Origin of the sequence: Pseudoalteromonas sp. CNC9-20, assembly GCF_022347875.1 — a bacterium.
Taxonomy (GTDB): Bacteria; Pseudomonadota; Gammaproteobacteria; order Enterobacterales; family Alteromonadaceae; genus Pseudoalteromonas; species Pseudoalteromonas ruthenica.
In genome coordinates, this window is record NZ_JAKRFS010000005.1 from 179,660 (window position 1) to 202,575 (window position 22,916).

18 protein-coding genes are annotated in these 22,916 nt (G+C 48.6%); 12 read left to right on the forward strand and 6 right to left on the reverse strand.

The genetic code is table 11. The annotated features are described in order from the left end of the window. Genes MHM89_RS13445 through MHM89_RS13455 form a run of 3 tightly spaced genes read right to left on the reverse strand, consistent with a single transcriptional unit; the run spans nt 1 to nt 5,551 of the window. Nucleotides 1–1,425, reverse strand: coding sequence for an HlyD family type I secretion periplasmic adaptor subunit (locus MHM89_RS13445; RefSeq protein WP_239409026.1), 1,425 nt, complete (start codon nt 1,423–1,425; stop codon nt 1–3). Next, nucleotides 1,422–3,554 (reverse strand): type I secretion system permease/ATPase, encoded by a 2,133-nt coding sequence (locus tag MHM89_RS13450; protein ID WP_239409027.1) that lies wholly within the window; start codon nt 3,552–3,554, stop codon nt 1,422–1,424. Before MHM89_RS13450 ends, MHM89_RS13445 begins: the two co-directional genes overlap by 4 nt. Before the next feature lie 23 nt (nt 3,555–3,577). Beyond that, entirely contained in the window at nt 3,578–5,551 is a 1,974-nt protein-coding gene (locus MHM89_RS13455) for a TolC family outer membrane protein (RefSeq protein WP_239409028.1), read from the reverse strand. Nucleotides 5,552–5,779: 228 nt separating this feature from the next. Between MHM89_RS13455 and MHM89_RS13460 the strand changes: the two genes are divergently transcribed. After that, nucleotides 5,780–11,806 (forward strand): retention module-containing protein, encoded by a 6,027-nt coding sequence (locus MHM89_RS13460; protein WP_239409029.1) that lies wholly within the window; start codon nt 5,780–5,782, stop codon nt 11,804–11,806. Nucleotides 11,807–11,863: 57 nt separating this feature from the next. Here the strand turns inward: MHM89_RS13460 and flgN are convergent, their stop codons facing one another. The 3 genes from flgN to flgA form a co-directional block, all read right to left on the reverse strand. Further along, complete coding sequence (flgN, locus tag MHM89_RS13465; protein ID WP_022944063.1) at nt 11,864–12,292, reverse strand: flagellar export chaperone FlgN; 429 nt, start codon at nt 12,290–12,292, stop codon at nt 11,864–11,866. After that, entirely contained in the window at nt 12,285–12,611 is a 327-nt protein-coding gene (gene flgM / locus MHM89_RS13470) for a flagellar biosynthesis anti-sigma factor FlgM (protein ID WP_022944062.1), read from the reverse strand. The genes flgN and flgM overlap by 8 nt, the downstream gene beginning before the upstream one ends. A 72-nt stretch (nt 12,612–12,683) precedes the next feature. Continuing rightward, nucleotides 12,684–13,400, reverse strand: a complete 717-nt coding sequence (gene flgA / locus MHM89_RS13475; RefSeq protein WP_081604382.1) for a flagellar basal body P-ring formation chaperone FlgA — start codon at nt 13,398–13,400, stop codon at nt 12,684–12,686. 167 nt (nt 13,401–13,567) lie between these two features. Here flgA and MHM89_RS13480 point away from each other — a divergent pair, with 167 nt between their 5' ends. The 11 genes from MHM89_RS13480 (at nt 13,568) to flgJ (ending at nt 22,914) form a co-directional block, all read left to right on the forward strand. Continuing rightward, nucleotides 13,568–14,500 carry a chemotaxis protein gene (locus tag MHM89_RS13480; RefSeq protein ID WP_022944060.1) on the forward strand — a complete coding sequence of 311 codons (933 nt, stop codon included), beginning with the start codon at nt 13,568–13,570 and terminating at the stop codon, nt 14,498–14,500. 47 nt (nt 14,501–14,547) lie between these two features. Further along, the gene (locus MHM89_RS13485; protein ID WP_026110988.1) at nt 14,548–15,381 is read left to right on the forward strand and encodes a protein-glutamate O-methyltransferase CheR; all 834 of its coding nucleotides are present in this window, start codon (nt 14,548–14,550) and stop codon (nt 15,379–15,381) included. 73 nt (nt 15,382–15,454) lie between these two features. After that, a complete protein-coding gene (gene flgB, locus MHM89_RS13490) occupies nt 15,455–15,865 on the forward strand; it encodes a flagellar basal body rod protein FlgB (protein ID WP_045978574.1) in 411 nt (136 codons plus the stop codon). 2 nt (nt 15,866–15,867) lie between these two features. Next, a complete protein-coding gene (flgC, locus tag MHM89_RS13495; RefSeq protein ID WP_045978575.1) occupies nt 15,868–16,290 on the forward strand; it encodes a flagellar basal body rod protein FlgC in 423 nt (140 codons plus the stop codon). 14 nt (nt 16,291–16,304) lie between these two features. Then, on the forward strand, nt 16,305–16,982 hold the full coding sequence (locus MHM89_RS13500) for a flagellar hook assembly protein FlgD (RefSeq protein WP_022944056.1): 678 nt from the start codon (nt 16,305–16,307) through the stop codon (nt 16,980–16,982). A 39-nt stretch (nt 16,983–17,021) separates the two neighbouring features. Next, a complete protein-coding gene (flgE, locus tag MHM89_RS13505; protein ID WP_022944055.1) occupies nt 17,022–18,347 on the forward strand; it encodes a flagellar hook protein FlgE in 1,326 nt (441 codons plus the stop codon). Between the two features lie 129 nt (nt 18,348–18,476). Continuing rightward, a complete protein-coding gene (locus tag MHM89_RS13510) occupies nt 18,477–19,220 on the forward strand; it encodes a flagellar basal body rod protein FlgF (protein ID WP_022944054.1) in 744 nt (247 codons plus the stop codon). A 21-nt stretch (nt 19,221–19,241) separates the two neighbouring features. After that, nucleotides 19,242–20,030, forward strand: a complete 789-nt coding sequence (gene flgG, locus MHM89_RS13515; protein ID WP_022944053.1) for a flagellar basal-body rod protein FlgG — start codon at nt 19,242–19,244, stop codon at nt 20,028–20,030. Between the two features lie 14 nt (nt 20,031–20,044). Continuing rightward, nucleotides 20,045–20,725, forward strand: a complete 681-nt coding sequence (gene flgH / locus MHM89_RS13520) for a flagellar basal body L-ring protein FlgH (protein ID WP_026110987.1) — start codon at nt 20,045–20,047, stop codon at nt 20,723–20,725. Nucleotides 20,726–20,736: 11 nt separating this feature from the next. Then, nucleotides 20,737–21,828, forward strand: a complete 1,092-nt coding sequence (locus MHM89_RS13525) for a flagellar basal body P-ring protein FlgI (protein WP_022944051.1) — start codon at nt 20,737–20,739, stop codon at nt 21,826–21,828. 150 nt (nt 21,829–21,978) lie between these two features. Further along, complete coding sequence (gene flgJ / locus MHM89_RS13530; protein WP_235419877.1) at nt 21,979–22,914, forward strand: flagellar assembly peptidoglycan hydrolase FlgJ; 936 nt, start codon at nt 21,979–21,981, stop codon at nt 22,912–22,914. Nucleotides 22,915–22,916 lie beyond the last annotated feature (2 nt).

Here is a 22,916-nt window from a genome sequence, read left to right on the forward strand (position 1 = left end):
CTAACGCTCCGTCATCGCCTGAGAAGTGGCTTTAAGAATGGGTTTTAACAAATAGTCTAATACCGTTTTTTGCCCAGTGATAATATCCACTTGGGTTGTCATTCCTGGGATAATCGTGAGTTGCTCGCTCAATGAGCCGCGCGATGTTTTTAATTGCACTAAGTAATAGGTGTTATCGCGCTCATCGGTGACAGTATCGGCACTGATGTGAGTGACTTGGGCTTCCAACCCGCCATAAATAGTAAAGTCATAGGCTGTGAGTTTGATCATCGCCGGCTGTCCTGGGCGTAAAAAGGCAATGTCTTGTGGCGCAACTTTGGCCTCCACAAGCAGTTGATCATCAAGGGGGATGATCTCTACCAAGTCACTGCCAGGTTGTAACACCGCGCCCACGGTATTGACCAATAGGCGTTGCACAGTGCCACGAACTGGCGAGCGAATATCTGTTTGTGTAACCTTATCAGCAAGCCCCGTTTGTGTTTCCCGCAAGGCGTCGAGGCGCAGCATCGAGTCAGAGAGTTGGTCGCGCCAGCGGTTCACCATGGTCAGTTCGACCTCATCAATTTTACTTTGCGCTTCTTCAATCGCCGCCTGGGTTCGCTTTAATGCCGCTTGGGCGCGCTTGATCTCACCTTGTAAGTCCACAGCCTGTCGCTCTAAGCGGATTATATCGACTTCAGAGACGGCCCCAGATTGCAGTAATGGTCGTGTTACCCTCAGTTCTCGTTGGCTTAGTGCTAAGCTGGCGCGGTACTGCTCAATGGCTGCTGCTGTTTCATTGTAGTCTTGGCGTCGCTGTTCTAATTGCCGTTGGTGAATACGAATTTGCTGGGTCAATTCCTGCTTGTTACTGCGATATTGGGCTTGCTCATACTTAATCGCATTCGGCGCCTGTTGCGTTAATTCGTCGCTAAATACCAGTTCGGTATGGGCGGTGAGTGCTTGTAAGCGAGCCACTTCAGCGCTTAACCCTAAATATTGGGCGCGGCTTTCACGCAGGCTGGAGACAAACCGAGTCGGGTCGACCTTGACGAGGAGGTCCCCTTGTTCAACAACTTGCCCCTCCTTGACGAGAATTTGCTCGACCATGCCTCCGTCATAAGATTGCACAATTTGCAGTTTTTGCGAGGGGATCACCCGCCCTTCGCCGCGTGTCACTTCATCTAGTTGTGCGTAGGCGGCCCACACCAGCAGCAGTATAACCGCCACGGCTATAGCATACAGAAGACCGCGCGCCGCCAGTGGTTGCTGCTGCATTTGCTGCCAATGCGCATCAGCCACCCAATCTTGCTGATTGGGAGGCACGAAGAAACCATTAAACAGACGATTGAATAACCCCTTTTTGGCGCTGCGTTGAATGCCTCGGCCTAAGCGCTCAAAACTCGCTTGCTCAATACTGGATGGCGGGTGTTCTTGCTCTTTCATGATGCGTGTTTCACCGATTTTTTCGTCAAGTGAGAGGTGATCGTCGCTTTATCTCCATCGGCGATGATTTGACCCTTGTCCATGACTATAACTCTATCAACGAGGTCTAGTAGGGCTGAACGATGGGTAACAAGCACTAGCGTTTTGCTGGAGCAGTAGTGTTTTAGGGTATGAATTAACCGTTGCTCACTGCTGTGATCTAGGGCTGCACTGGGCTCGTCCAATAGCAACACCGGAGGATCATTGATGAGGGCCCGAGCCAGAGCAACGGCTTGGCGTTGTCCGCCAGAGAGAAACTTTCCTTGTTCGCCAACTTGCAAATCAAGGCCGTCAGGATGGGCGTTGATAACCTCCATTAGACCAGCTTTCTCTGCAGCTGCTATTATTTGTTCATCTTCGGCATGCCACGCACCAAGCGTGATGTTGTCTCTTAACGTACCGTACATTAAGCTCACGTCTTGGGGAACGTATCCTATATTGTGGCGTAGCTCAGCCGGGTCGAGTTGGCCGATATCAATGTCATCAACTAATATATGGCCTGCATTAGGGCTATATAACCCCATAAGAAGCTTCTCAATGGTGCTTTTGCCAGAGCCATTTTTACCGACCAGGGCCACATGCTCACCGACATTAATTTGCAGTGACACGTTGCGTATAATAGGCACTGCGTTTTCATCATAACTAAAGTTAACTTGATCTAACTTAAGGTGGCCGTTAAGGACAGGGTGAGATAACCAGTGTTTGCCCTCTGGTCGCTCTACTGGCTTGTCCATTATTTCATTAAGTGAATCCATAGCCGTAGCCGCGTGGTGATATTGTGCCATCACAGCAGCTGTTTGCGAGATTGGGGCCATGGCGCGAGAAGACAACAGATACGCTGCAATCAATCCGCCTTGCGTTAATTCGCCGTCAATCACCAAGTACACGCCAACAATGATAAGGCCAATGCCGACTCCTTGCTGCATCCAAGTAGACAGATTAGTAATTGAGGCGCTGAGCAAACGGCTTTGGGCATTTATACGCGCCAAGTACAGTGTCGCTCGCTCCCACGCTGATTGCACTTTACATTCTCCATGAAAGGCTTTGATATCATCAAGATTGTTTAAGCTCTCAACCAGCACGGCATTGCGCATGGCACTGACTTTCATGGTGTTGTCACTTAGCTGCTCAAGGCGATTGTGACTGGCAAGGGCGTACAGCAAAATGACTATAGCGCCAATGATCAGCGGCACAATTAGCTCTAAGCCAATCAGTGCGATGATTAATACGTAAATTAATACAAAGGGTAAATCGACTAACGCTACTAAGGTCATAGAGCTAAAGAACCCACGGATAGACTCAAAAGCGTGAAGGTTTGCGGCAAATGAACCTGAAGATTGAGGCTTATTCTTCAGTTGCATGCCGAGTACCCGCTCCATAATGGTGGCTGAGACTTTCACATCGATACGGCTCGCGGCTAATTCAAGAAAGTAACTGCGCATCAAACGCAACACCAAGTCGGCGCTGAGCGCCAACATAGCGCCAATACCTAAAACCCATAAGGTATGTACGGCTTGGTTTGGGACAACGCGGTCGTATACGTTCATCACAAACAGCGGCATAGTCACTGAAAACAAGCCTATGAATAGTGCGGCAATAATCACATCGCGATACAGCGAGCGACATTCTTTGATGATTGGCCAAAACCACCCGGTGCGGCTATTTTTATTAGTCAGAGGCGCGCGGGCATCGTAGGCAAATTCAGGCTGAAGATAGATAACCGCGCCGCTATAGGCTTTTTCAAACTCCCCAGTACTTTGTTGTACTGGCGTATCTGCAAGTTCAGGGTAAATCACAGATACTTGCTCGTTATGCTTATCGAAGCTTAGCAGCACACAGGCTTGATTGTTTGCCATTAACACAATAGCAGGCAGTAAAGCGGTATTAACCGCATCAAGGTCTCGATGTACGAGCTTCGACTTAAAGCCTGCTCGTTTGGCGGCGCGTGACAACACAGAAGGAGTGAGCTTATAGTCAACAAGAGGAAGGCCAGCGATAAGCGCTTCGCCAGAGAAGGGGCGATTATGATAATTGCATATTATCGCTAAGCAATCCGCTAAGGCACCACCGTGAGCATGATCCATTTTCATAAAACGCCATTTCTAGTAGGTGGTTAGCTATTGATTTTGGCTTCAATTCGCCTATTGAGCGCGTTGGCGCGCACCGAAATTTCTTGCTGAATAGGCTGTTCAATACCAAAGCCCATGGCAGTGACCCGCTGCGCAGAAATACCGAAGTTATTGATAAGGATCTCGGTAACAGCAAAAGCGCGGCGCTCTGACAGCCGTTTGTTATACCGAGGTTCGCCATCAAGTGACGCGTGGCCGTGGATTTCAACGGTTTTATCTGGGTGTTGCTTTAAGAATGTCGCGAGGCGTTCAATCTCAGCGTAGTATTGCGGCATTACCACGTCAGAATCAAAGGCAAAGGGAATACCTATTTCCACCGAGCGCGTGTCCGCTGTATATTTAGTGCAGCCTTGGGCGTCGACCTCGGTTGCAAATGGTGTGGCCGGACACTGGTCTTTATCATTAGCAATGCCATCACTGTCGTCATCAGCATTCATAACGGCTGCGTTACTGCTAAGACCAGCAGCCGGTAATGTGGTGTCTATTTTTATACTTTTATAGGCGTTGTTGCGCTTATTTTTCTCGGCAAGAAAAGACTTGCGAGACATTTGGCTGGCAACGTCGACTTTGGGGCAAAGGTGCTCGCTATCTGCTGTAAGCGGCGACTCAGTTAACTCACTTAAAGTAGGGTATTGTTCGTTGGTAATACTTAAAGCTTCGAGTAAACCGCCCATCTCTGCTAGCATCGCCAATACATTATTCATTCGCTCATACTCGGCATTTATATAGGCTCGGCTGGATTGAAACGCCTCATTTTCAGCATCAAGCACGTCCAGCAAAGTACGCTCGCCGATATCGAACTGATCCTTATAAGCCAGCTTGACCTTCTCAGAGGCGGCCTGGTGCTGCGCTAAGGCCGGTAGCTTACGCTCTAAAATGCGTACGTTATTGTAGGCGATTTGCACGCCTTGGCGTATCTCTAAACAGGCTAAATCGCGCTGTTGCTTAGCAACATTAACTTGTTCGTATGCTTGCTCGAGATTGGCACTATCAAGGCCACCATTAAACAGGTTGTAGCTTACATCGATGCCAATTCGGCCTTCAGAGCGAGTTGTGTTAAAACCAAGCTCATCTCTGTCTTGCATGCCATAGCGAGCGGATAAGTTCACATTGGGGTGAAATCCAGACTTTTGGCTTTGTGCAAAGGCTTGCTCGGCGCTGATACCATAGAGCGTGGCATAAAAGCGCGGAGAGTTTTCATATGCTAGCGCTAACGCTTTGTTGATAGAAAACGGAATTTGTTCATCATCGATCCCCGCCTCGTTGAGGTTGCTAGGGGGCAGCTCGCCGACAATCCGTAGATAGCGGGCATTGACATCGTGCAGGTTGGCAAGCTCGGTCATAACGTTAGACTCGGCCAGCGATAAGCGTCCGGTGATTTGCTCTAAGTCGGCTGCTCTGGCTACGCCTGCGCCGACGCTTTGCTCTATCTGTTGAAACACCATTTGGTGTTGTTCAAGGTTTTGCTCTGCTAACTCCACCAGCTTGTTGTAGCGAATAACATCAAGGTAGGCGGTAGCAGCATCTAAGCTGGTTTGTTGTGCTTGGGCTAGCAGCTCAAAGTAACGTGTTAGCTGGATTTGCTCAAACCGTTCAACTTCGTTGCTAGTGCGAAAGCCGTCATAGAGCATTTGAGTCACGCTCAACTCGGCGGTATTTCGCGCGTAGTCATCATCAACGCCGTAATTACGTGTCTCGTACCCAGTGCTTGCATTGACGTCGACTTTAGGCAAGTAGCCAGAGAATGCAGCATCGACCCCATGCATTGACGCTTTAAATTCATGCCAACGCTGTTTTACCTGCGGATTTGTGTCAATTGCTTGTTTGGCGGCGTAAGAAAGTGGTTCTGTAGAGCGTGCTTGTGATAACGAGCTTGTAAACATCGTAGTCAGTGCAATAGCGGTAAGTAGAAGCGGTTTAAGACCTATGAACTCCTTGTTAGCCTGTTCACGATCCATGCTAACCTCCCAGTTTTGTTAAATAAACCCAGTACTGCCATGTCAATTGTATGATTTAGTCGAGAATTCATCGATGCGCAATAAAATCATTTTTTGTACCTCTAAAATTCGTTCGACTTAGTATAAAAGTATGGTTTTTTGGCGACAAAATTGGACTGCTGTCCAATAACACTCCGCTCGTCAGTTTCTACACTTAATTTGTCGGCCAAATTCAGTGAGGAAACCGCCATGGACCAGTTAATTGTAAAAGAGGTAGTAGGGGAAGTATTTGTACGTTTGCCCAATGGTGAGGTAAAGCTTGTTAGCGTTGGCGATAGTATCGTCCAAGGCGCGCGCATAATGACCCAAGCACAAAGCTCAGTGACACTCTCAGGCACTCACAGCGACTTTGAAATTCCTGCCAATCAGCATGTATCGCTAGGGGCAGACACGCTGGCTGAATTTGGTTTGAGCTTGGATGAGCATCAGGTCGCACAGCAAAGTGTAGTCGAGGCAATCAATGGCCTTGATGCACAGCCGACCTCACCTTCTGCCACTAACGAAGACCCCAGTATTTCCTCTTTTTTGGATGCACTGCAAGGTGACGGTGACATTCTCGATGCCTTAGAAGCAACCGCAGCTGGTGCGGGTGGAGGCGCCGCTGGTGGAGGAGGGACCTCTTTTGTACAGCTCACACGTATCAGCGAAACGCTATCAGGTCAGCAACTGACCTTAAATGACGATTTTAGTGCTCAGAATCAAGGTGCGATAACGGTTGAGAATACCGGCGATGGGGTGTTGCCAGAGGGTGAAGCAGCGAGTGGTGAGAGCGGAGTTATTACGGTGACGCCGATAGGTTTAACTAATAACCCAGACATTCAAGTCAGTGGCACCAGTACAAATATGGCAGGGCAAACTGCGACTGTGACATTGACCACAGCTGATGGTATTTCGGTTGAGCAGACAGTGGTTATCGATGAGGGCGGTCAGTGGCAAGTGGTGTTCTCTGATGAGGTAGCAGACGGTGCGTTCGAAGTGACTGTTACGGCCACCGATCCTCAGGGAAACACTGTGGTGGGAACAACATCAGGGGAGCTGGACACCACAGCCCCCGTTATTGTTATCGCTACACCTATAGATGAAGATGACCCGACGCCAGCTATTTCGGGGAGCAGCGATTTAGATGCTGGATCAGCAGTGAATGTGCTCATTACAGATGCAGCAGGCGCTATCCAAACACTGGTCGCTACTGTGGGGGAGGACGGCACTTGGCAAGTGCAAGTGACGCAACCATTGGTGCAAGGGGAGTTCAGTGTTGTTGCTAGCAGCACTGATGAAGCAGGGAATATTGGCCAGGCGCAGGCACAGGGCAGCTTTAATGGTGACACTGACCTAGAGAGTTTAACTATTGATATCGCTGCGATTGGCACCACAAACGACAGTACGCCGAGTCTAGCGGGCAGCACGGATGCCCCTGATGGCAGTGTGATCATTATCACTGTCGTTGACGCTTTGGGAAATGAGCAGAGTATAACCACGACAGCTGTTGCCGGTCAGTGGCAAATTGATGTGGCTCAGCCATTGGCCGAAGGCGAATTCTCAGTGACCGCATCTGTAGCGGCGGGTGGCTTAGAGGCCAGTGACTCAGAGTCTGGTTTATTGGACAGCCAAGCGCCCAGTATAGTCATTGACTCACTGGCAACCATCAGTGATAGCACCCCAATAATCAGTGGCAGCAGTGATGAAATCGGCGCTACCGTCAATATATTGGTTACAGATGCGGCGGGAGTTGCGCAAAGTTTAACGGCTGTCGTCCAGGCAGATGGTAGCTGGCAGGTGGAGGTGCCACAGGCGCTGGCTGAGGGAGAGTTTGAGGTACAGGCTAATGTCACTGATGTGGCAGGTAATAGCGCCAGCGATAACGAGCAAGGAGTTATAGATGTCAGTGCGCCGGAGTTAACGATAGATTCTCCTGTGATTACCAATGACACAACCCCCATTATTACTGGCACCAGTAGTGAAGTTGGGGGCACCGTTATTGTGATTGTCTCTGATGCTGAGGGCAATCGACAAACATTAGAAGCGACAGTTCAGCAAGATGGTAGCTGGCAAGTACAAACTCAACAGGCGCTAGGTGAGGGAATTTACCAAGTATATGCTAGTGTTGTTGATGCATCTGGTAATAATGCCAATGATACTGCTCAAGGCGAAGTGGATACTACAGCGCCGAGCCTAACCCTGACTCCCTTGGGAGTCACGAACGATCCCACCCCAGTGATTTCCGGAACAAGTGATGAGATAGGAGCAACGATAGCGGTCGAAGTGGTTGATGCGAATGGCACAACTCAGTCATTCACTGCTGTGGTGCAAAGCGACGGGAGTTGGCAAGTGGAGGTGCCGGCAGAGCTTGCTGAAGGGGGATACCAAGTTGAGGCCAGTGTGAGCGATGAAGCTGGAAACAGCACATCAGCAACGGCAAGTGGAACAATTGATACCAATGCTCCCGATTTGAGCATCGACCCGCTATCACCTACCAATGATGTAACACCAACGATTTCAGGTTCCAGTAGTGCAATAGGTGCCGCAGTAAATTTGACTCTCACCGATGCAAATGGGCAGATACAAACCGTAACAGCGGTAGTGGCGGCAGATGGTAGTTGGCAAGTGTCTGTCCCGCAGGCGCTTGCTGAGGGGGTGTTTACCGTTTCAGCGAGTGTTACTGATGCCCAAGGAAATGAAGCGCAGGCAAATGCCCAAGGGCAAATAGATGTTACGGCTCCGACGCTCAGTATTGATCCGCTTGGAGCGCAAAGTGATACCACGCCTATTATTTCCGGTGTTAGTTCGCAAGTGGGCGCAAGCGTGGTTATCGAGGTCACCGATAGCGATGGTACGACGCAAACGTTAACAGCAGTGGTGCAAAGCGATGGCCGCTGGCAGGTAGAAGCCTCCCAGCCGTTAGCTGAAGGGGATTATACTGTACTTGCATCAGTGACTGATGAAGCAGGGAATAACACCCAAGCGTCAGCGCAGGGCAGTATTGATGCCAGCGCACCGGATTTGACCATCGACAACCCGGGTATAGGCAATGACACAACTCCAATCATTACTGGCAGTAGTTCTGAGGTTGGAGCAACGGTGGCTATTACCGTGGTCGATGCCAGCGGTAATACCCAGACGGTTCAGGCGACGGTGCAAGGTGATGGCACTTGGAGTGCGTCGCTCGCTGCGCCTTTAGCTGAAGGGCAATACACTATCACCGCCGAAGTCAGTGACAATGCCGGTAACCAAGCGAATGATCAAGTCCAAGGCGAAGTGGATATTACAGCACCCTCTGTGACAATTTCGCCCGTTGGCAGTGTGAATGATGAAACCCCTGTAATTAGTGGCAGTGCTGAAGGCAATGAGGGAGATGTTGTATCAATTACCGTAGTTGATGCCAGCGGAGATAGCCAGAGTTTTACGGCACTGTTAGCCGGTGATGGCAGTTGGACAGCTGAGGTGCCCACTGCACTTGCTGAGGGGGATTTTGATATTACCGCCAGCATTACTGATGCCGCAGGAAACGAGGGCACCGACAATGAATCTGGTACTGTTGATACTGCCGGTCCAGGGATCACGATTGATCCCGTAGGAGTGATAAGCGATGCCACTCCTGTTATTTCTGGTATATCAGCGGGCGCTGCGCCTGGAGCCGTGGTGTCAATAGTCGTGGTTGATGCCCTTGGCAATGTTCAGAACTTGAGCGCCACAGTCGGCGCAGACGGTACATGGAGCGCAAACGTTGGTGCAGCGCTGGCAGAAGGAGAGTTTACTATCACAGCCAGCGTTGACGATGGAGCTGGCAACACCTCAACGGATTCTGAGACAGGGGTTATCGATACTCTTGCTCCAAGTGTTGAGATTGACCCACTCGAGCTCACTAACGACAACACGCCCCTTATTTCTGGGGGCTCAAGCGAGGCGAACAGCCAATTAACACTTATCTTTACTGACTCTCAGGGGAACAGTCAAAGCGTAGTCACTACCACTGATGACAATGGCGATTGGCAGGTATCCGCTCCTTCAGCGTTAGCCGATGGTACTTATACCGTGGCCGCGACCATTGTTGATGATGCAGGCAATACGGGTACTGATTCTCAGAGTGCTGTAATTGATACCATTGGCCCTGAGTTGACCATAGTGCCATCGTTTCTGTTAGGTAATCTCGTTTCCTTGTCTGGTACTTCGGATTTGCCCGCAGGCAGTGAGGTCACCATCACAGAGCACCTCGTCGGAGGAGGGATTGGTGCAACGTACACAGCGATCACCGATGCGGATGGCAATTGGACTTTAGTTAATTTGACGGTGCCGCTTCTGACATTAGCCTATGTGACTGCGTCAGCCTCTGATGCCGCTGGTAATTCGACCACCATCAGTACACTCGATTTTGATAATGAACCGCCTGTCCTTAGCATTGATACCCTTGGCTTAACTAATGACAGCACGCCAGTTATCAGTGGCACAACGGATGTGGCTGATGGCACCGTGGTAGAGGTGATAGTGACCGATGCGTTCGGTGACCAGCAAACCCTGCAAGCGTCTACCTCAAATGGCAACTGGTCTGTGGCTGTGCCTACGGCGCTGGCTGAAGGTGGTTTTACTGTAGCAGCGGCAGTACGTGATGACGTTGGCAATCTAACCGAAGTGAGCGCAACCGGCGAGGTGGATACCACCGCCCCTAGCCTAAGTGTGAACGTGCCAGCAAATGGCAATGACAATACCCCGCTTATCTCAGGGACCAGTGATGAAATAGGTGCCACTGTCTCTGTCACAGTCACTGACGGCAATGGTGATAGCCAGAATATTTCTACTGTTGTAGCAGCCGATGGCACCTGGGCTGTGACGCCTTCAGCGTTATCTGACGGCACCTTCTCCGTGAGTGCAACGATAATGGATGATGCGGGCAATATCACCACAGTGTCTAATACCGGAAGTATTGATACTCAAGGAGTGAGTGTCACCCTTGACCCATTAGGGTTAGGGAACGATGCCACACCGCTGCTGAGCGGTACATCGAGTGAAATAGGCAGGGAAGTGAGTATTAGTGTGCTGGATAACAACGGTGATACTTACACACTCAGTGCGACGGTAGACGGCAGTGGTAATTGGTCGGTGCCTGCCCCCAGCCTAGCTGAAGGAGATTACACCGTAACCGTCAGTGTTTCTGATGCTGCTGGCAATAGCAGCAGTGCAAGCGACACTGGCACCATAGATACCATTGCACCGACAGTAAGCATTGATCCAAGCAGCGTGGCACTAACTAATGACAACACCCCGCAAGTCAGTGGCTCCTCAAATGAAGCGAATGCTCAGGTGAGTGTGCAATTTGTGGATGATGCGGGCACTATCCACACGGTGACCACCAACACAGATAACAACGGTGATTGGTCTATTAGCGCCAGCGCAGTACTGGTCGATGGTCAATATACGGTGACCGCACGTGTTACCGACCAAGCGGGAAATACCGGCAGTGCTGTGGATAGCGGTATCATAGATACAACTCCCATTAGCTTTGAGGTCACTGATTTTGACCCCGGCATTTTGGGATTAGTGCTACCGTCAGCGGAAGGCACAGCACCTGCAGGTACAGAGATCTACATTATTGGCTCTAGCCTGCTAGGTGTAGGGCTAGCTGGCATCGACCTTGATGTGTTAAGCACGTACCCCAGCACGACGACTGACGGTGATGGCAACTGGCAGTACACTCTATCTTTATTAGATGTTGATTTACTTAGCGGTGAAGATTATTACTTCGTGACTATTGATGATGCCGGCAACTACCTCGTAAAAGACACTGACAATCAAGAAGTGGATCGCGGCTCAATTTATGACAATGCTGCTGCGGATGAGACGTTGGAGGCCAGTGTGGCAAGCGAAGATGATTTGGCCTTCGAATCAGGTGAGCAAAGCCATTATGCCAGTGTTGAAACTCTGGATTATGAGGCTGTAAGCTTGAGCTTAAATGGCGAGCAGTTTACCGAGTTTAACCAAGTAAAAGAAATCACAGTCAATGCCGAGCAAACTATCAGTGAATCGGGCTTGTTAGGCGCTGAGTCTATTTTGGATAATCCCGATGAGGCAGAAGAGGTATTAGCTCAATTTGATGATTTAGCCTCAGAGCAAACAATAACGAGCGAGGAGCATGGCTTTGGAGGAGCCTCGCAATATGCCACTGTTGGCGATGATGAAGTGATCAAAGCAATGCTGGATAGCTCGGGCAAAGGCGAACTGTAAGAGGTAAAAAAGGGAGCTTAGGCTCCCTTTTTCAAATCAATATTTAGCTTAGTAGGTTCAGGCTTTTAAGTTCTTTACGATTTTATTTTCGCTGCGGTCAATCCCGCCGTCGGCAGCATAGGTTAATGAACTTGGTGCGCCGATAAGAATATCTTTGAGTTGTTTGACGGTGAGCTGGGCATTGTGAGCAGCCTGAGCATTCACTTGATTTTGCTGTTTGCACTTTAGCAATAAAGTCTGTGCATGCTCTATCATCTCTTGGTGCGGCGCTAATACCTCTTGCTCTTGCGCTTTTAATAGCTGAGCAATATGCTGGTCTTGTTGCTGAATTTGAACAAGCGCCTGTTCTTTTTTAGGCGTTAATTCCTTCAGCTCATCACCACTGCGCCCGGCAATAGCGCTCAGCTCATCTTCAAGTAGTTGTAGCAAGTCTTGTAAACTTGAGAGCTGTTGGCCGAGAGCCACACTAAGTGCCGAATCAGCCATACAAATCGAACTCAAACGCAGCGATGTTTTTAGCAAGCTTTTCGCTATCTACTTGATATTTGCCTTCACTGATAGCTTGCTTTAATTCGTCAACCTTTTGTTGATCGAACCCTGATGAGCGCTCAGCTTTTTCTTGCAAAGACTTCATTTGCTTTGCTTGTGGGGTAAGGCTTACTGAGTCTGCTGCAGCCTTCGTACTGGCTTTTGCATTTGCCTCATTACCTTGCGTTTGCGTTTGGTTGAGCTTTTGTTGCTCCACTTTATTTTGTGGTGTGTTGTACACCGAGCCTTGCTGGCCTTTGTTGACTTGATTCACCATCACTAATTACCTAAGCTATATTGACCTTTGCACTGTTTATCGGCCATTCTAGCCAATACTTTAGCATAAAATTTAAATATTAACCGCCACGGTTTCCACTGCTGTTACTTTGGCATTGATCAGCCGGCCAGACTTTACATTACGCACGCGAATATTGTCACCGACACCGCCATCTTCTAGCGCTTCTCCAGATGTTTTTATAGTGAGTCCGTTAAAGCGGGCAATAATGCTCACATTATCGCCCTTACACACCATACACAACTGATTCATACTAATTGGCAATCCTCTGCGAATACTGCGTTTACTGCGGCTGCCGACAATAACTTCTGGCTGCTCTATGTAGCGAGCGCGAACAAAATGTTGCGGACGCTGCTCCGTCGTTAAATCATCAGCACTAATAATTTGCCCACGGGCAATGTGATCATTGGCGACCACGATAGTAGAGAGCTTACTGATGCGTACATGGACATACTGACTCCAAAGAGCAGGACTTGAACACTTAAGTTTTACTGTTACCTGCCGATTAAATGGCGGAGCGCTAGCCGTAGAGGCTTGCGGTGTTACTGCACACTCTCTGGGACCTATGCGCGCATCTAAGTCCATCGCTTGCACTTGCAGCTCTTGATCGGGCTGAATCTGCGCTTGCTCTGTGATGTATTGCTCAGCAAGCGTTTGCAAAGCGTGGCGATCATAGCGCTGTTGTTGGCCGTTGTTTGCCTCAGCCGTTGAGCTTATTAATACACCGGCTATTAACCATAAGCTTTGGAAAAGTTGAATTTTTTTGAACATACTCACCATGTTTCGACTATGCTTATTGGGTAAAACAGGGTATAACTACGAAGCGTCAAAAACTGGGCGTTCTAGCGTAGTTATACTAACGTATGAAGCTAAGAAGCAAAATGCGTTCCTATTTGGCGCGAGTGTGCGAAGTTGTAAATTAATGCTAGGAGAATCCGATGGCTGGCATTTTAGATTCTGTCAATCAACGAACCCAACTTGTGGGTCAAAACCGCCTTGAATTATTGCTGTTTAAACTAAAAGGACGCCAGCGGTTCGGGATCAACGTTTTTAAAGTTAGAGAAGTCCTTCAGTGTCCACCACTAACAAATATGCCGAAAACGAATTCTTATATTCGTGGGGTAGCGCATATTCGTGGACAAACTATTTCTATCATCGATTTGTCTATGGCTGTAGGCGGTCCGGCCATCACTGATATTGAAAATTGCTTTATTATTATCGCCGAATATAACCGCTCTGTGCAGGGGTTTTTGGTGGGTGGCGTTGAGCGTATCGTCAATATGAACTGGGAAAAGATTATGCCACCGCCGTCAGGTGCGGGGCGTTATTCTTACCTTACCGCAGTGACTGAGATTGATGACGAGCTCGTAGAAATCTTGGATGTCGAAAAAATTCTTGCAGAGATCAGCCCTGTTAATACCGAGGTCAGTGAGGGCATTGCCTCAGATGGCGAGATGCAGAAAGATCTCGGTGAGCGTATTGTGTTTATTGCCGATGACTCTGCCGTGGCGCGTAATCAAGTAAAACGGGCGCTGGAGCCTCTCGGGGTGCAAACTGAGCTGGCGAAAAACGGTAAAGAGGCCCTGCTGCGATTAAAAGAAATAGCGAAGCTCGACTGCAAAGATGATATCACTGAGCGAGTGGCGTTACTGATATCGGATGTGGAAATGCCAGAGATGGACGGCTATACCTTAACAGCAGAGGTCAAAGCGGATCCGAAGCTGGCACCATTGCATGTGATACTGCACACCTCTTTAAGTGGCGTATTTAACCATGCGATGATAGAAAAAGTTGGGGCGGATGATTTTATTGCCAAATTTAACCCCGACGAACTGGCTACAGCAGTTAAAAAGTGGGTGCATTGTGATTAATGCCGCCTTGTCTTGTAACCGCTTCAAGTGAGTTAGGTGAGAGTAATTTGGAAAATAAGCATTTAGAGCTCGGTGAATACAACCAGTTTCGTGCATTTTTAGAACAGCAGTGTGGCATTGTGCTGGGTGATAACAAACTTTACTTAGTTAAAAGTCGCTTGGCTCCGCTGATGGCTCGCTTTAGCGTTGAATCTTTGTCGCAGCTAGTTAGCAAGACGTTGAGTCCGCATGAGCGGCAACTTCGTGCCGCTGTTGTTGATGCCATGACCACCAATGAAACATTGTGGTTTCGCGACTCTTATCCGTTTGAATTATTGAAGACAAAGCTCTTACCTGAGTGCAAAGATTTACGTCGGCCGGTAAAAATTTGGTCGGCGGCCAGTTCTTCAGGGCAAGAGCCCTACTCAATAGCGATGTCAGTGGCCGAATATCAACAGTCTCGCCCAGGTCAACTGTCCTCGGGAGCGCAAATAATCGGTACGGATATCTCTAATACCATGCTCGATATTTGTAAAAATGCTGAGTATGACTCATTGGCATTGGCTCGGGGGCTCAGTGCTGAAAGACGCAAAAAGTTTTTTAGCGATAGCGGCAACGGTATGGCTAAAGTTAATGACAATGTAAAACGTATGGTGAGCTTTCGCCATTTGAATTTATTGGATTCATATGCGTTGCTGGGTAAGTTTGACATTATCTTTTGTCGCAACGTCCTTATTTATTTTTCTCCGGAAGTAAAAGCCAAGATCATTGGTCAATTCGCGCAAGCGCTTAACCCTAAGGGATATTTGTTTTTAGGAGCGAGTGAATCAATGACAGGCTTGAGTACCGAGTTCGATATGATCCGTTGTAATCCCGGTATCATCTACCAAAAAAAGTCCTAAATACATAGCCTTACAATCTATGGTCTAAAAATTGCTGTAGCCCCTCTAAGAGAGTCAAAAATTTGGAGAGGCTATGGCTATCAGTTTTGATAAAGCATTTGGTATTCATCCCCAAGCAATGCTCGTTCGCTCGCAAAGGGCTGAGCTATTGGCGTCGAATATTGCCAATGCAGACACCCCTGGCTATAAAGCGAAAGACATTGATTTTGCCAGCGCGTTAAAAGCGGCAAACAATCGGCAGTTAAGCGGCAATAGCTTAGCTCGCACCCATCCGGAACACCTCCAAGCAAGTACCCAAATGAGTATGGGTGAAGCAAAATTTCGTGTTCCAAATCAACCAGATACAGGCGATGGTAACTCTGTTGATGTACAGGTGGAACGGAACTTGTATACACAGAACGCTATAGAGTATCAGGCCAGCTTACGCTTTATGAACGGCAAGATTTCCGGTCTTAAGAAAGCCCTAGGTGGTCAAGGAGCATAATCATGAGTTTATTTAATGTTTTTGATGTTTCTGGTTCGGCCATGAGTGCGCAAAACGTGCGCTTAAATACCACGGCCAGCAACTTAGCAAACGCAAACTCGGTTAGCTCCTCAGTGGAGCAGACATATCGCGCTCGCCAACCTGTTTTCGCTGCTCAGCTGCAGCAAGCGGTAGGCAAACAGCAAGGTGAGTCTGTGGGAGTGAAAGTGCTGGGTGTAGTCGAGAGTGACAAACCGTTGCAAATTGAATACAACCCAGGTCACCCGATGGCGGATGAGAACGGCTATATCTATAAACCCAATGTCAATGTGGTTGAAGAAATGGCCAATATGATTTCGGCGTCACGCTCCTATCAAACGAATGTGCAAATAGCCGACTCTGCTAAGCAAATGCTAACGAGAACGTTGCAGCTTGGTAAGGGTTAAAGCGAGGATAGAGCATGAACAATAATGTGCAATCAGCAACGGGTCTAGGCTCCCTGTATTGGGATAACCAAAATAAGGCGCCGGAAGAAAAGAGTGATGAGCTCACCCAGGAAGATTTTTTCAGCTTGCTGACTCAGCAGTTGTCCTATCAGGATCCGAGCAAACCTGCGGATAATGACCAGATGATTGCGCAGATGACTAATTTCACCATGGCTGAGGGGATCTCAAAGCTCAATGAGAATTTTAACTCTTTGGCTGCGTCAATGACATCTAACTCGGCGCTGCAGGCGTCAACGCTAGTCGGGAAAAAGGCGTTGTTGGAATCTGAAACTATCGAGTTGTATAGCGGTGAAGTGAGTAAAGGGACTGTTCTTGCTAAAGAGCCTGTTGATAATTTAAGCCTCACTATCAAAGACGATAAAGGTCAGGTGGTTGAGGTGGTTGATTTAGGCTCGCAACCTGCTGGTGCAATTCGCTTTGAATGGGACGGTCTCGACAAAGACGGCAATCCGTTTCCTCCTGGTGAGTACGACATTGTGGCAGAGGGCAGCATCAATGGTGAATACAGCTCTTTACCTATGGCGACATTCAAAAATATTGAAAGCGTTAATATCAACGGCGCGAATGGGATCATCGTGAACACCAAAGAGGGCGCAGTGAAGCTCGCTGAGGTGGCTGAGATTTCAGTGTAAAGCATTTGCCTGCGGGCAGTTATTACGAAGAGGTGAAACATGAGTTTCAATATCGCTTTAACAGGGTTGGCGGCAGCCCAAAAAGACTTAGATGTGACCGCAAACAACATTGCGAACGTCAATACCACAGGTTTTAAAGAATCCCGCGCAGAGTTTGCTGATGTGTATGCGGCATCAGTATTCAGTGGCGGTAAAACGAAGAACGGTGATGGTGTGCAAACCACCATGGTCGCGCAGCAGTTTCACCAAGGTTCTTTAAAGTTCACGTCAAATGCACTGGATTTAGCGATTACCGGTGAAGGTTATTTTGCTATGGCTGACGATTTAGCTTCGCAAGATTTTACCTATACGCGTGCTGGGGCGTTCAAGCTTAATGATGATAACTTCGTAGTCGATGCTAAAGGTAACTTACTGCAAGGTTTCCCAACGGATCCGGTAACCGGTGATACCACTTCGGTGAGCTTGAGTACGGCCAATCCGATTCAAATACCTGATTCATCAGGCTCTCCAAATGCGACAGATAATGTCTACAGTTCATTTAACTTGGATGCAGGTGCCACCGTTCCAACGGTAACGCCATTTAACCCAAATGACTCAGCCACCTATAATTCGTCAACATCAACAACAGTCTATGACTCTCTGGGTGAGCCCCACGTGTTGCAGTTTTTCTTTGTAAAAACGGCCTCTAACGAATGGGATGTGCGTGCTACCGTCGATGGCACTGAAGTTGATAACGCGGGTAACGCAGGTGCAGGCCCCATCACCCAGTTTACTTTTGATGCAGCGGGTTTACCATTGCAAACAGATGGTACGCCCAACACCGGCGCGACGTTTAACCCTATGACGCTATCGGGTGCTAACCTTAGCGCCAGTGGTATTTTGACCAACGGGGCCCAGTTTAATGATATTAACTTAAACTGGCGTGATGAAGCTGCGACGGGTAACAAACTCCCAACCCAATTCTCTAGCCGCTTCGAGGTGAAGGCGTTGGAACAAGATGGTTCGACCGTGGGCCGCTTATCTAATATTGAAATCGGTAGTGATGGTAAGTTAGTTGCCTCATATAGTAATGGCGACTCTACCTTCTTAGGTCAGGTAGCGATGGTTCGTTTCCCTAACTCTCAGGGCTTGCAGCAGGTAGGTAATACCAGCTGGAAAGAAAGCTTAGACTCTGGTGAGCCCATCGCCGGTGAGCCAGGAACCGGGACCTTGGGCACGATTAATTCCGAAGCGTTGGAGCAATCGAATACCAACCTTACTAATGAGCTAGTTGATTTAATCAGTGCACAACGAAACTTCCAGGCTAACTCTCGGGCGTTAGAGGTGAACTCAACGCTGCAACAGAATATCCTGCAGATCCGATAAGAAACATCCTACTAGGCCACCTTTTGGTGGCCTTTTTTCATCCCTCTAGTCTCTCCTTTTAAATAACTCCTTTTTCTTGGTATCAATCTTGCTTTAGTCAATATAACGACGATTTTAAGGAGCAAGCCAATGGACAAGATGCTGTACATTGCCACCTCAGGAGCTAAGCAAAGCCTACTGGGGATGGGGGTTAAAAGTAACAACCTTGCCAACGCTAACACCACAGGCTTTAAAGCCGATATCGCTCAGGCACGCTCGATGCAGGCCTTTGGTGAAGGGTTGCCGACACGCGTTTTTGCTCTACAAGAACGGGCAGGGACCAACACCACAGCCGGCGGTATTTCTGAAACCGGTCGCGATTTAGACATTGCTATGAGTGAGCACGGTTGGCTGACGGTATTAGATGATGCCGGCAACGAGGCCTATACCAAAGCCGGTTCATTGAAAATGACCCAAGAGGGGATGCTACTCGATAGAGATGGCCGTCAAGTTGTTGGCGAAGGGGGGCCTGTAATCCTGCCTGTTCCGATTGAGAAAATAAGTTTCAGCAAAGACGGCACCATTCAAGTTCGCCCTCAAGGCGCACCGGCCAACTTTCTTGAAGAAGTGGACAGATTGCAAATCGTTGAGGCCACAGGGCATCAGGTGGAAAAGGGCAACGACGGTCTGTTTCGGCCCGTGAATGGCCAACAACTTGATGTTTCTGAAAATGTCTCAATCATGTCAGGGGCTCTCGAGATGTCGAATGTCAATCCTGTGCATGAAATGGTCGATATGATCAGCCATCAACGTCAGTTTGAATTACAAGTCAAGCTAATGAAAACCGCCGAAGAGAATGACCAGCGTGCTGAGTCACTGCTACGGATTATGTAACATTAGCGAGGAGTCACTACTATGAACCCAGCATTGTGGATCAGTAAAACCGGGCTTGACGCCCAACAGACCGATATTTCGGTTATTTCCAACAACTTGGCTAATGCCAGCACGGTCGGTTACAAGAAAAGCCGCGCCGTGTTTGAAGATTTGTTGTATCAAAATATCAACCAACCTGGCGGGCGCTCTTCACAAGATACAGAGATGCCTTCGGGGTTGATGCTTGGCGCCGGTGCCAAGGTGGTTGCTAACCAGAAGAATTTCTCCCAGGGCAATATGCTAAGCACGGAGAATTCCCTCGACTGGATGGTTCAAGGACAAGGCTTTTTTGAGGTGTTGCTCCCTGATGGCAATATTGCTTACAGCCGTAATGGTCAATTCACGACCGACGAAGACGGTCGTATCGTCACCAGTGGTGCTGGTTTTCCGGTGCAACCAGAAATGAACGTGCCCGATGACGCGCAGTCTATTACTGTGTCGCAAGACGGAGAGGTTTCGGTGCGCGTAGCCGGACAGGCGGACAATGTAGTGATTGGTCAGTTGGTGATCAGTGACTTTATTAATCCATCAGGGCTTGAACCTATGGGCCAAAACCTTTACACCGAAACCGCTGTCAGCGGCGCTCCGGTGCAAGGTAACCCGGGAGTAGACGGCTTGGGTATCATTGTTCAAGGAGCATTGGAAACTTCGAACGTCAATGTGACCGAAGAGCTGGTCAACTTAATTGAGACACAGCGTGTTTATGAGATGAACTCTAAAGTGATTTCATCTGTAGACCAGATGCTCAGCTATATTAATCAGCAGCTATAAGTGAGGGCATTATGATTAGGCCAATTGCACTATCAATTACTTTTGTACTTGCTACAGGGTGTGTTTCTACACAAAACTCCCATGTTGTCGAAAACGACCCTTACTATGCGCCGATGTATCCGCAGGAAGCAACACAAAACATGACCCAAAGTGGCGGCCTTTTCAACCCCGTATTGGCGAACGATTTGTATGCCGATAAGAAAGCGTTGCGTACTGGAGATATCATTACTGTGGTACTGCGTGAGTCAACGCAAGCATCAAAAACGGCAAAAACGGAAACTGACAGAGAAACCGAGCTGGGGTTAGAGCCGGTTATTGGTTTAGGCGGCAATCCGGTCAATATCGGTGGAGATAGCATTCAAATGGGTGTGAACTCAGATGCTTCGTTCACCGGCGACGCTAAATCTAATCAATCCAACAGTTTGTCAGGCAACATTTCCGTGAACGTGATGCGCGTGCTGCCCAATGGTAATTTGGTGATTCGTGGCGAAAAGTGGTTAACGCTTAATACTGGGCAGGAGTTTATTCGCTTAGAAGGCATTGTTCGCCCAGCTGACGTGAGCTCCGAAAACACCGTAGAAAGTAGCCGTATCGCTAATGCGCGTATTCAATATTCTGGCAAAGGCGAGCTGCAAGAAACGCAAAGTGCCGGTTGGCTATCACGGTTCTTTATGAGCACTTTGTTCCCATTCTAAGGAGTCCAGTCATGAAATGGTTAAACCTTATCGTGTTCTGCATGGCGTTGACTAGCTGGCAAAGTTTTGCCGAGCGTGTCAAAGATGTGGCCATGGTTGAGGGCGTACGTAGTAACCAATTAGTGGGTTATGGTCTGGTTGTGGGTCTGCCTGGCACGGGAGAGAAGAGCCGCTTTACCGAACAAAGCTTTAAAGCGATGTTGAATAACTTTGGCATTACTTTGCCGGCCAACCTTAAGCCTAAGATTAATAATGTTGCAGCGGTTGCCGTTCATGCGGATATGCCGGCGTTTATCAAACCCGGCCAGAGTATGGATGTCACTGTATCTTCAGTAGGCAGTGCCGAGAGCCTACGCGGTGGTACCTTATTGCAAACCTTTTTAAAAGGTGTCGATGGTAATATTTATGCTATTGCTCAAGGTAGCTTAGTTGTTAGTGGCCTCGGCGCGCAAGGGCTTGATGGCTCACGTGTGGTGGTCAATACGCCAACTGTGGGTCGAATTCCTAATGGCGGCATTGTCGAGCGCGCGATCCCGAGTCCCTTTACCCAAGGGGATTACATTACCTTTAATCTTAATCGCCCTGACTTTACTACCGCGAAGCGCTTGTCCGATACCATTAATAATCTTGTCGGGCCGAATACCGCAATGGCAATGGACGCGGCGTCAGTGCGCGTAACTGCCCCACGTGATGTTTCGCAACGAGTTGCTTATTTATCGACGCTGGAAAACCTTGAATTCACTCCTGCCGATAATGCTGCGAAAATCATTGTCAACTCCCGTACTGGCACCATAGTGATTGGCAAAAATGTTAAGTTGCAGCCAGCGGCTATTACTCATGGCGGGCTCACAGTGACCATCGCCGAAAATGCAGAAGTGTCGCAGCCTAATGCATTGGCAGAGGGTGAGACGGTGGTGACCAATCAAAGTATTATTGATGTGCGTGAAGACGACTCGCGTGCCTTTGTTTTTGACCCCGGGGTGAGTTTAGACGACCTTGTGCGCGCAATTAATGAAGTGGGCGCCGCACCGGGAGATTTAATGGCCATTCTTGAGGCGTTAAAAGAGGCTGGTGCTATTAATGGTCAGTTGGTGGTCATTTAAATCTGATACTGCAACAGCAAACCCCAAGTGCCCAAAGCCTTGGGGTTTGCTGTTTTTATAGCCATCTAAGTTCTTGTTAATCAGAACTATAAAGTCAGTGGTACGTTTTTTGCTTTAGTTTTTGCATCTAGTCATAACTTTGTCAGTCTTATGGATGCTAACCAACTGCAAACGCAAAGCGTCTTCGATCTCAATAGCTTAGATAAGCTTCGTCAAGATGCGTTAAAACAGCCTGCCGGCAGCGACGGCGAGCGCGCGGCCTTAAAGCAAGCAGCGCAGCAGTTTGAGTCTATCTTTACGCAAATGCTGCTCAAAAGCATGCGCAAAGCCAATGAAGCCTTCGAAGATGAAGACAGTCCGTTTAATGCCAGCAGCGTTAAATACTTCCAAGACATGCATGATCAGCAGCTCTCCAGTGAGTTATCGGCGAATGGCTCATTGGGCTTGGCCGATTTGATTGTGCAACAGTTATCGCCACAAAAAGACAGCTATATGCCTGCGTCAGCTTTGCGTGATGCACGATTAAACAACGCGCAAGTGAAAACCCAAGAACAACACACTGAGGCATCTCCTATCGCTCACAAAGCCGATTTCGCCAATGCCAAAGAGTTTGTCGAAGGGGTGTGGGACGTTGCCCGTGAAGCGGCCGGTAAAATCGGTGTGCACCCCGGTGTTATGGTTGCTCAAGCTGCATTGGAAACTGGTTGGGGCAAGCACATTATTAAAACTGCGAGCGGTGAAAGTTCGAACAATTTATTTAATATCAAAGCGCACCGTGACTGGCAGGGGGAAGCGACTGTAAAACCAACATTAGAGTATGAAGGAGGAGTTGCGGTTCAGCGCAAAGAACCGTTCCGAGTGTATGACTCTATTAAGCAAAGTTTCGATGATTTTGTCTCATTTTTGAAAACTAATCCCCGTTACCAGCAGGCTTTAGATGTGGCCGATAAGCCTCATCAGTTTATCGACGCTATACAACAAGCTGGCTACGCCACCGATCCACAGTATGCAGAGAAAATTAAACGTGTGTTAGGGCAAAGCGAATTACGCGCCCTAGCCGGTGATCTGCTAAGGCAAGGAGAGTAGAT

Coding starts and splice junctions, on each gene's coding strand:
- MHM89_RS13445 (WP_239409026.1), bottom strand. CDS start 1,425: ATGAAAGAGCAAGAACACCCGCCATCCAGTATTGAGCAAGCGAGTTTT.
- MHM89_RS13450 (WP_239409027.1), bottom strand. CDS start 3,554: ATGAAAATGGATCATGCTCACGGTGGTGCCTTAGCGGATTGCTTAGCG.
- MHM89_RS13455 (WP_239409028.1), bottom strand. CDS start 5,551: ATGGATCGTGAACAGGCTAACAAGGAGTTCATAGGTCTTAAACCGCTT.
- MHM89_RS13460 (WP_239409029.1), top strand. CDS start 5,780: ATGGACCAGTTAATTGTAAAAGAGGTAGTAGGGGAAGTATTTGTACGT.
- flgN (WP_022944063.1), bottom strand. CDS start 12,292: ATGGCTGATTCGGCACTTAGTGTGGCTCTCGGCCAACAGCTCTCAAGT.
- flgM (WP_022944062.1), bottom strand. CDS start 12,611: ATGGTGAATCAAGTCAACAAAGGCCAGCAAGGCTCGGTGTACAACACA.
- flgA (WP_081604382.1), bottom strand. CDS start 13,400: ATGTTCAAAAAAATTCAACTTTTCCAAAGCTTATGGTTAATAGCCGGT.
- MHM89_RS13480 (WP_022944060.1), top strand. CDS start 13,568: ATGGCTGGCATTTTAGATTCTGTCAATCAACGAACCCAACTTGTGGGT.
- flgB (WP_045978574.1), top strand. CDS start 15,455: ATGGCTATCAGTTTTGATAAAGCATTTGGTATTCATCCCCAAGCAATG.
- flgC (WP_045978575.1), top strand. CDS start 15,868: ATGAGTTTATTTAATGTTTTTGATGTTTCTGGTTCGGCCATGAGTGCG.
- MHM89_RS13500 (WP_022944056.1), top strand. CDS start 16,305: ATGAACAATAATGTGCAATCAGCAACGGGTCTAGGCTCCCTGTATTGG.
- flgE (WP_022944055.1), top strand. CDS start 17,022: ATGAGTTTCAATATCGCTTTAACAGGGTTGGCGGCAGCCCAAAAAGAC.
- MHM89_RS13510 (WP_022944054.1), top strand. CDS start 18,477: ATGGACAAGATGCTGTACATTGCCACCTCAGGAGCTAAGCAAAGCCTA.
- flgG (WP_022944053.1), top strand. CDS start 19,242: ATGAACCCAGCATTGTGGATCAGTAAAACCGGGCTTGACGCCCAACAG.
- MHM89_RS13525 (WP_022944051.1), top strand. CDS start 20,737: ATGAAATGGTTAAACCTTATCGTGTTCTGCATGGCGTTGACTAGCTGG.
- flgJ (WP_235419877.1), top strand. CDS start 21,979: ATGGATGCTAACCAACTGCAAACGCAAAGCGTCTTCGATCTCAATAGC.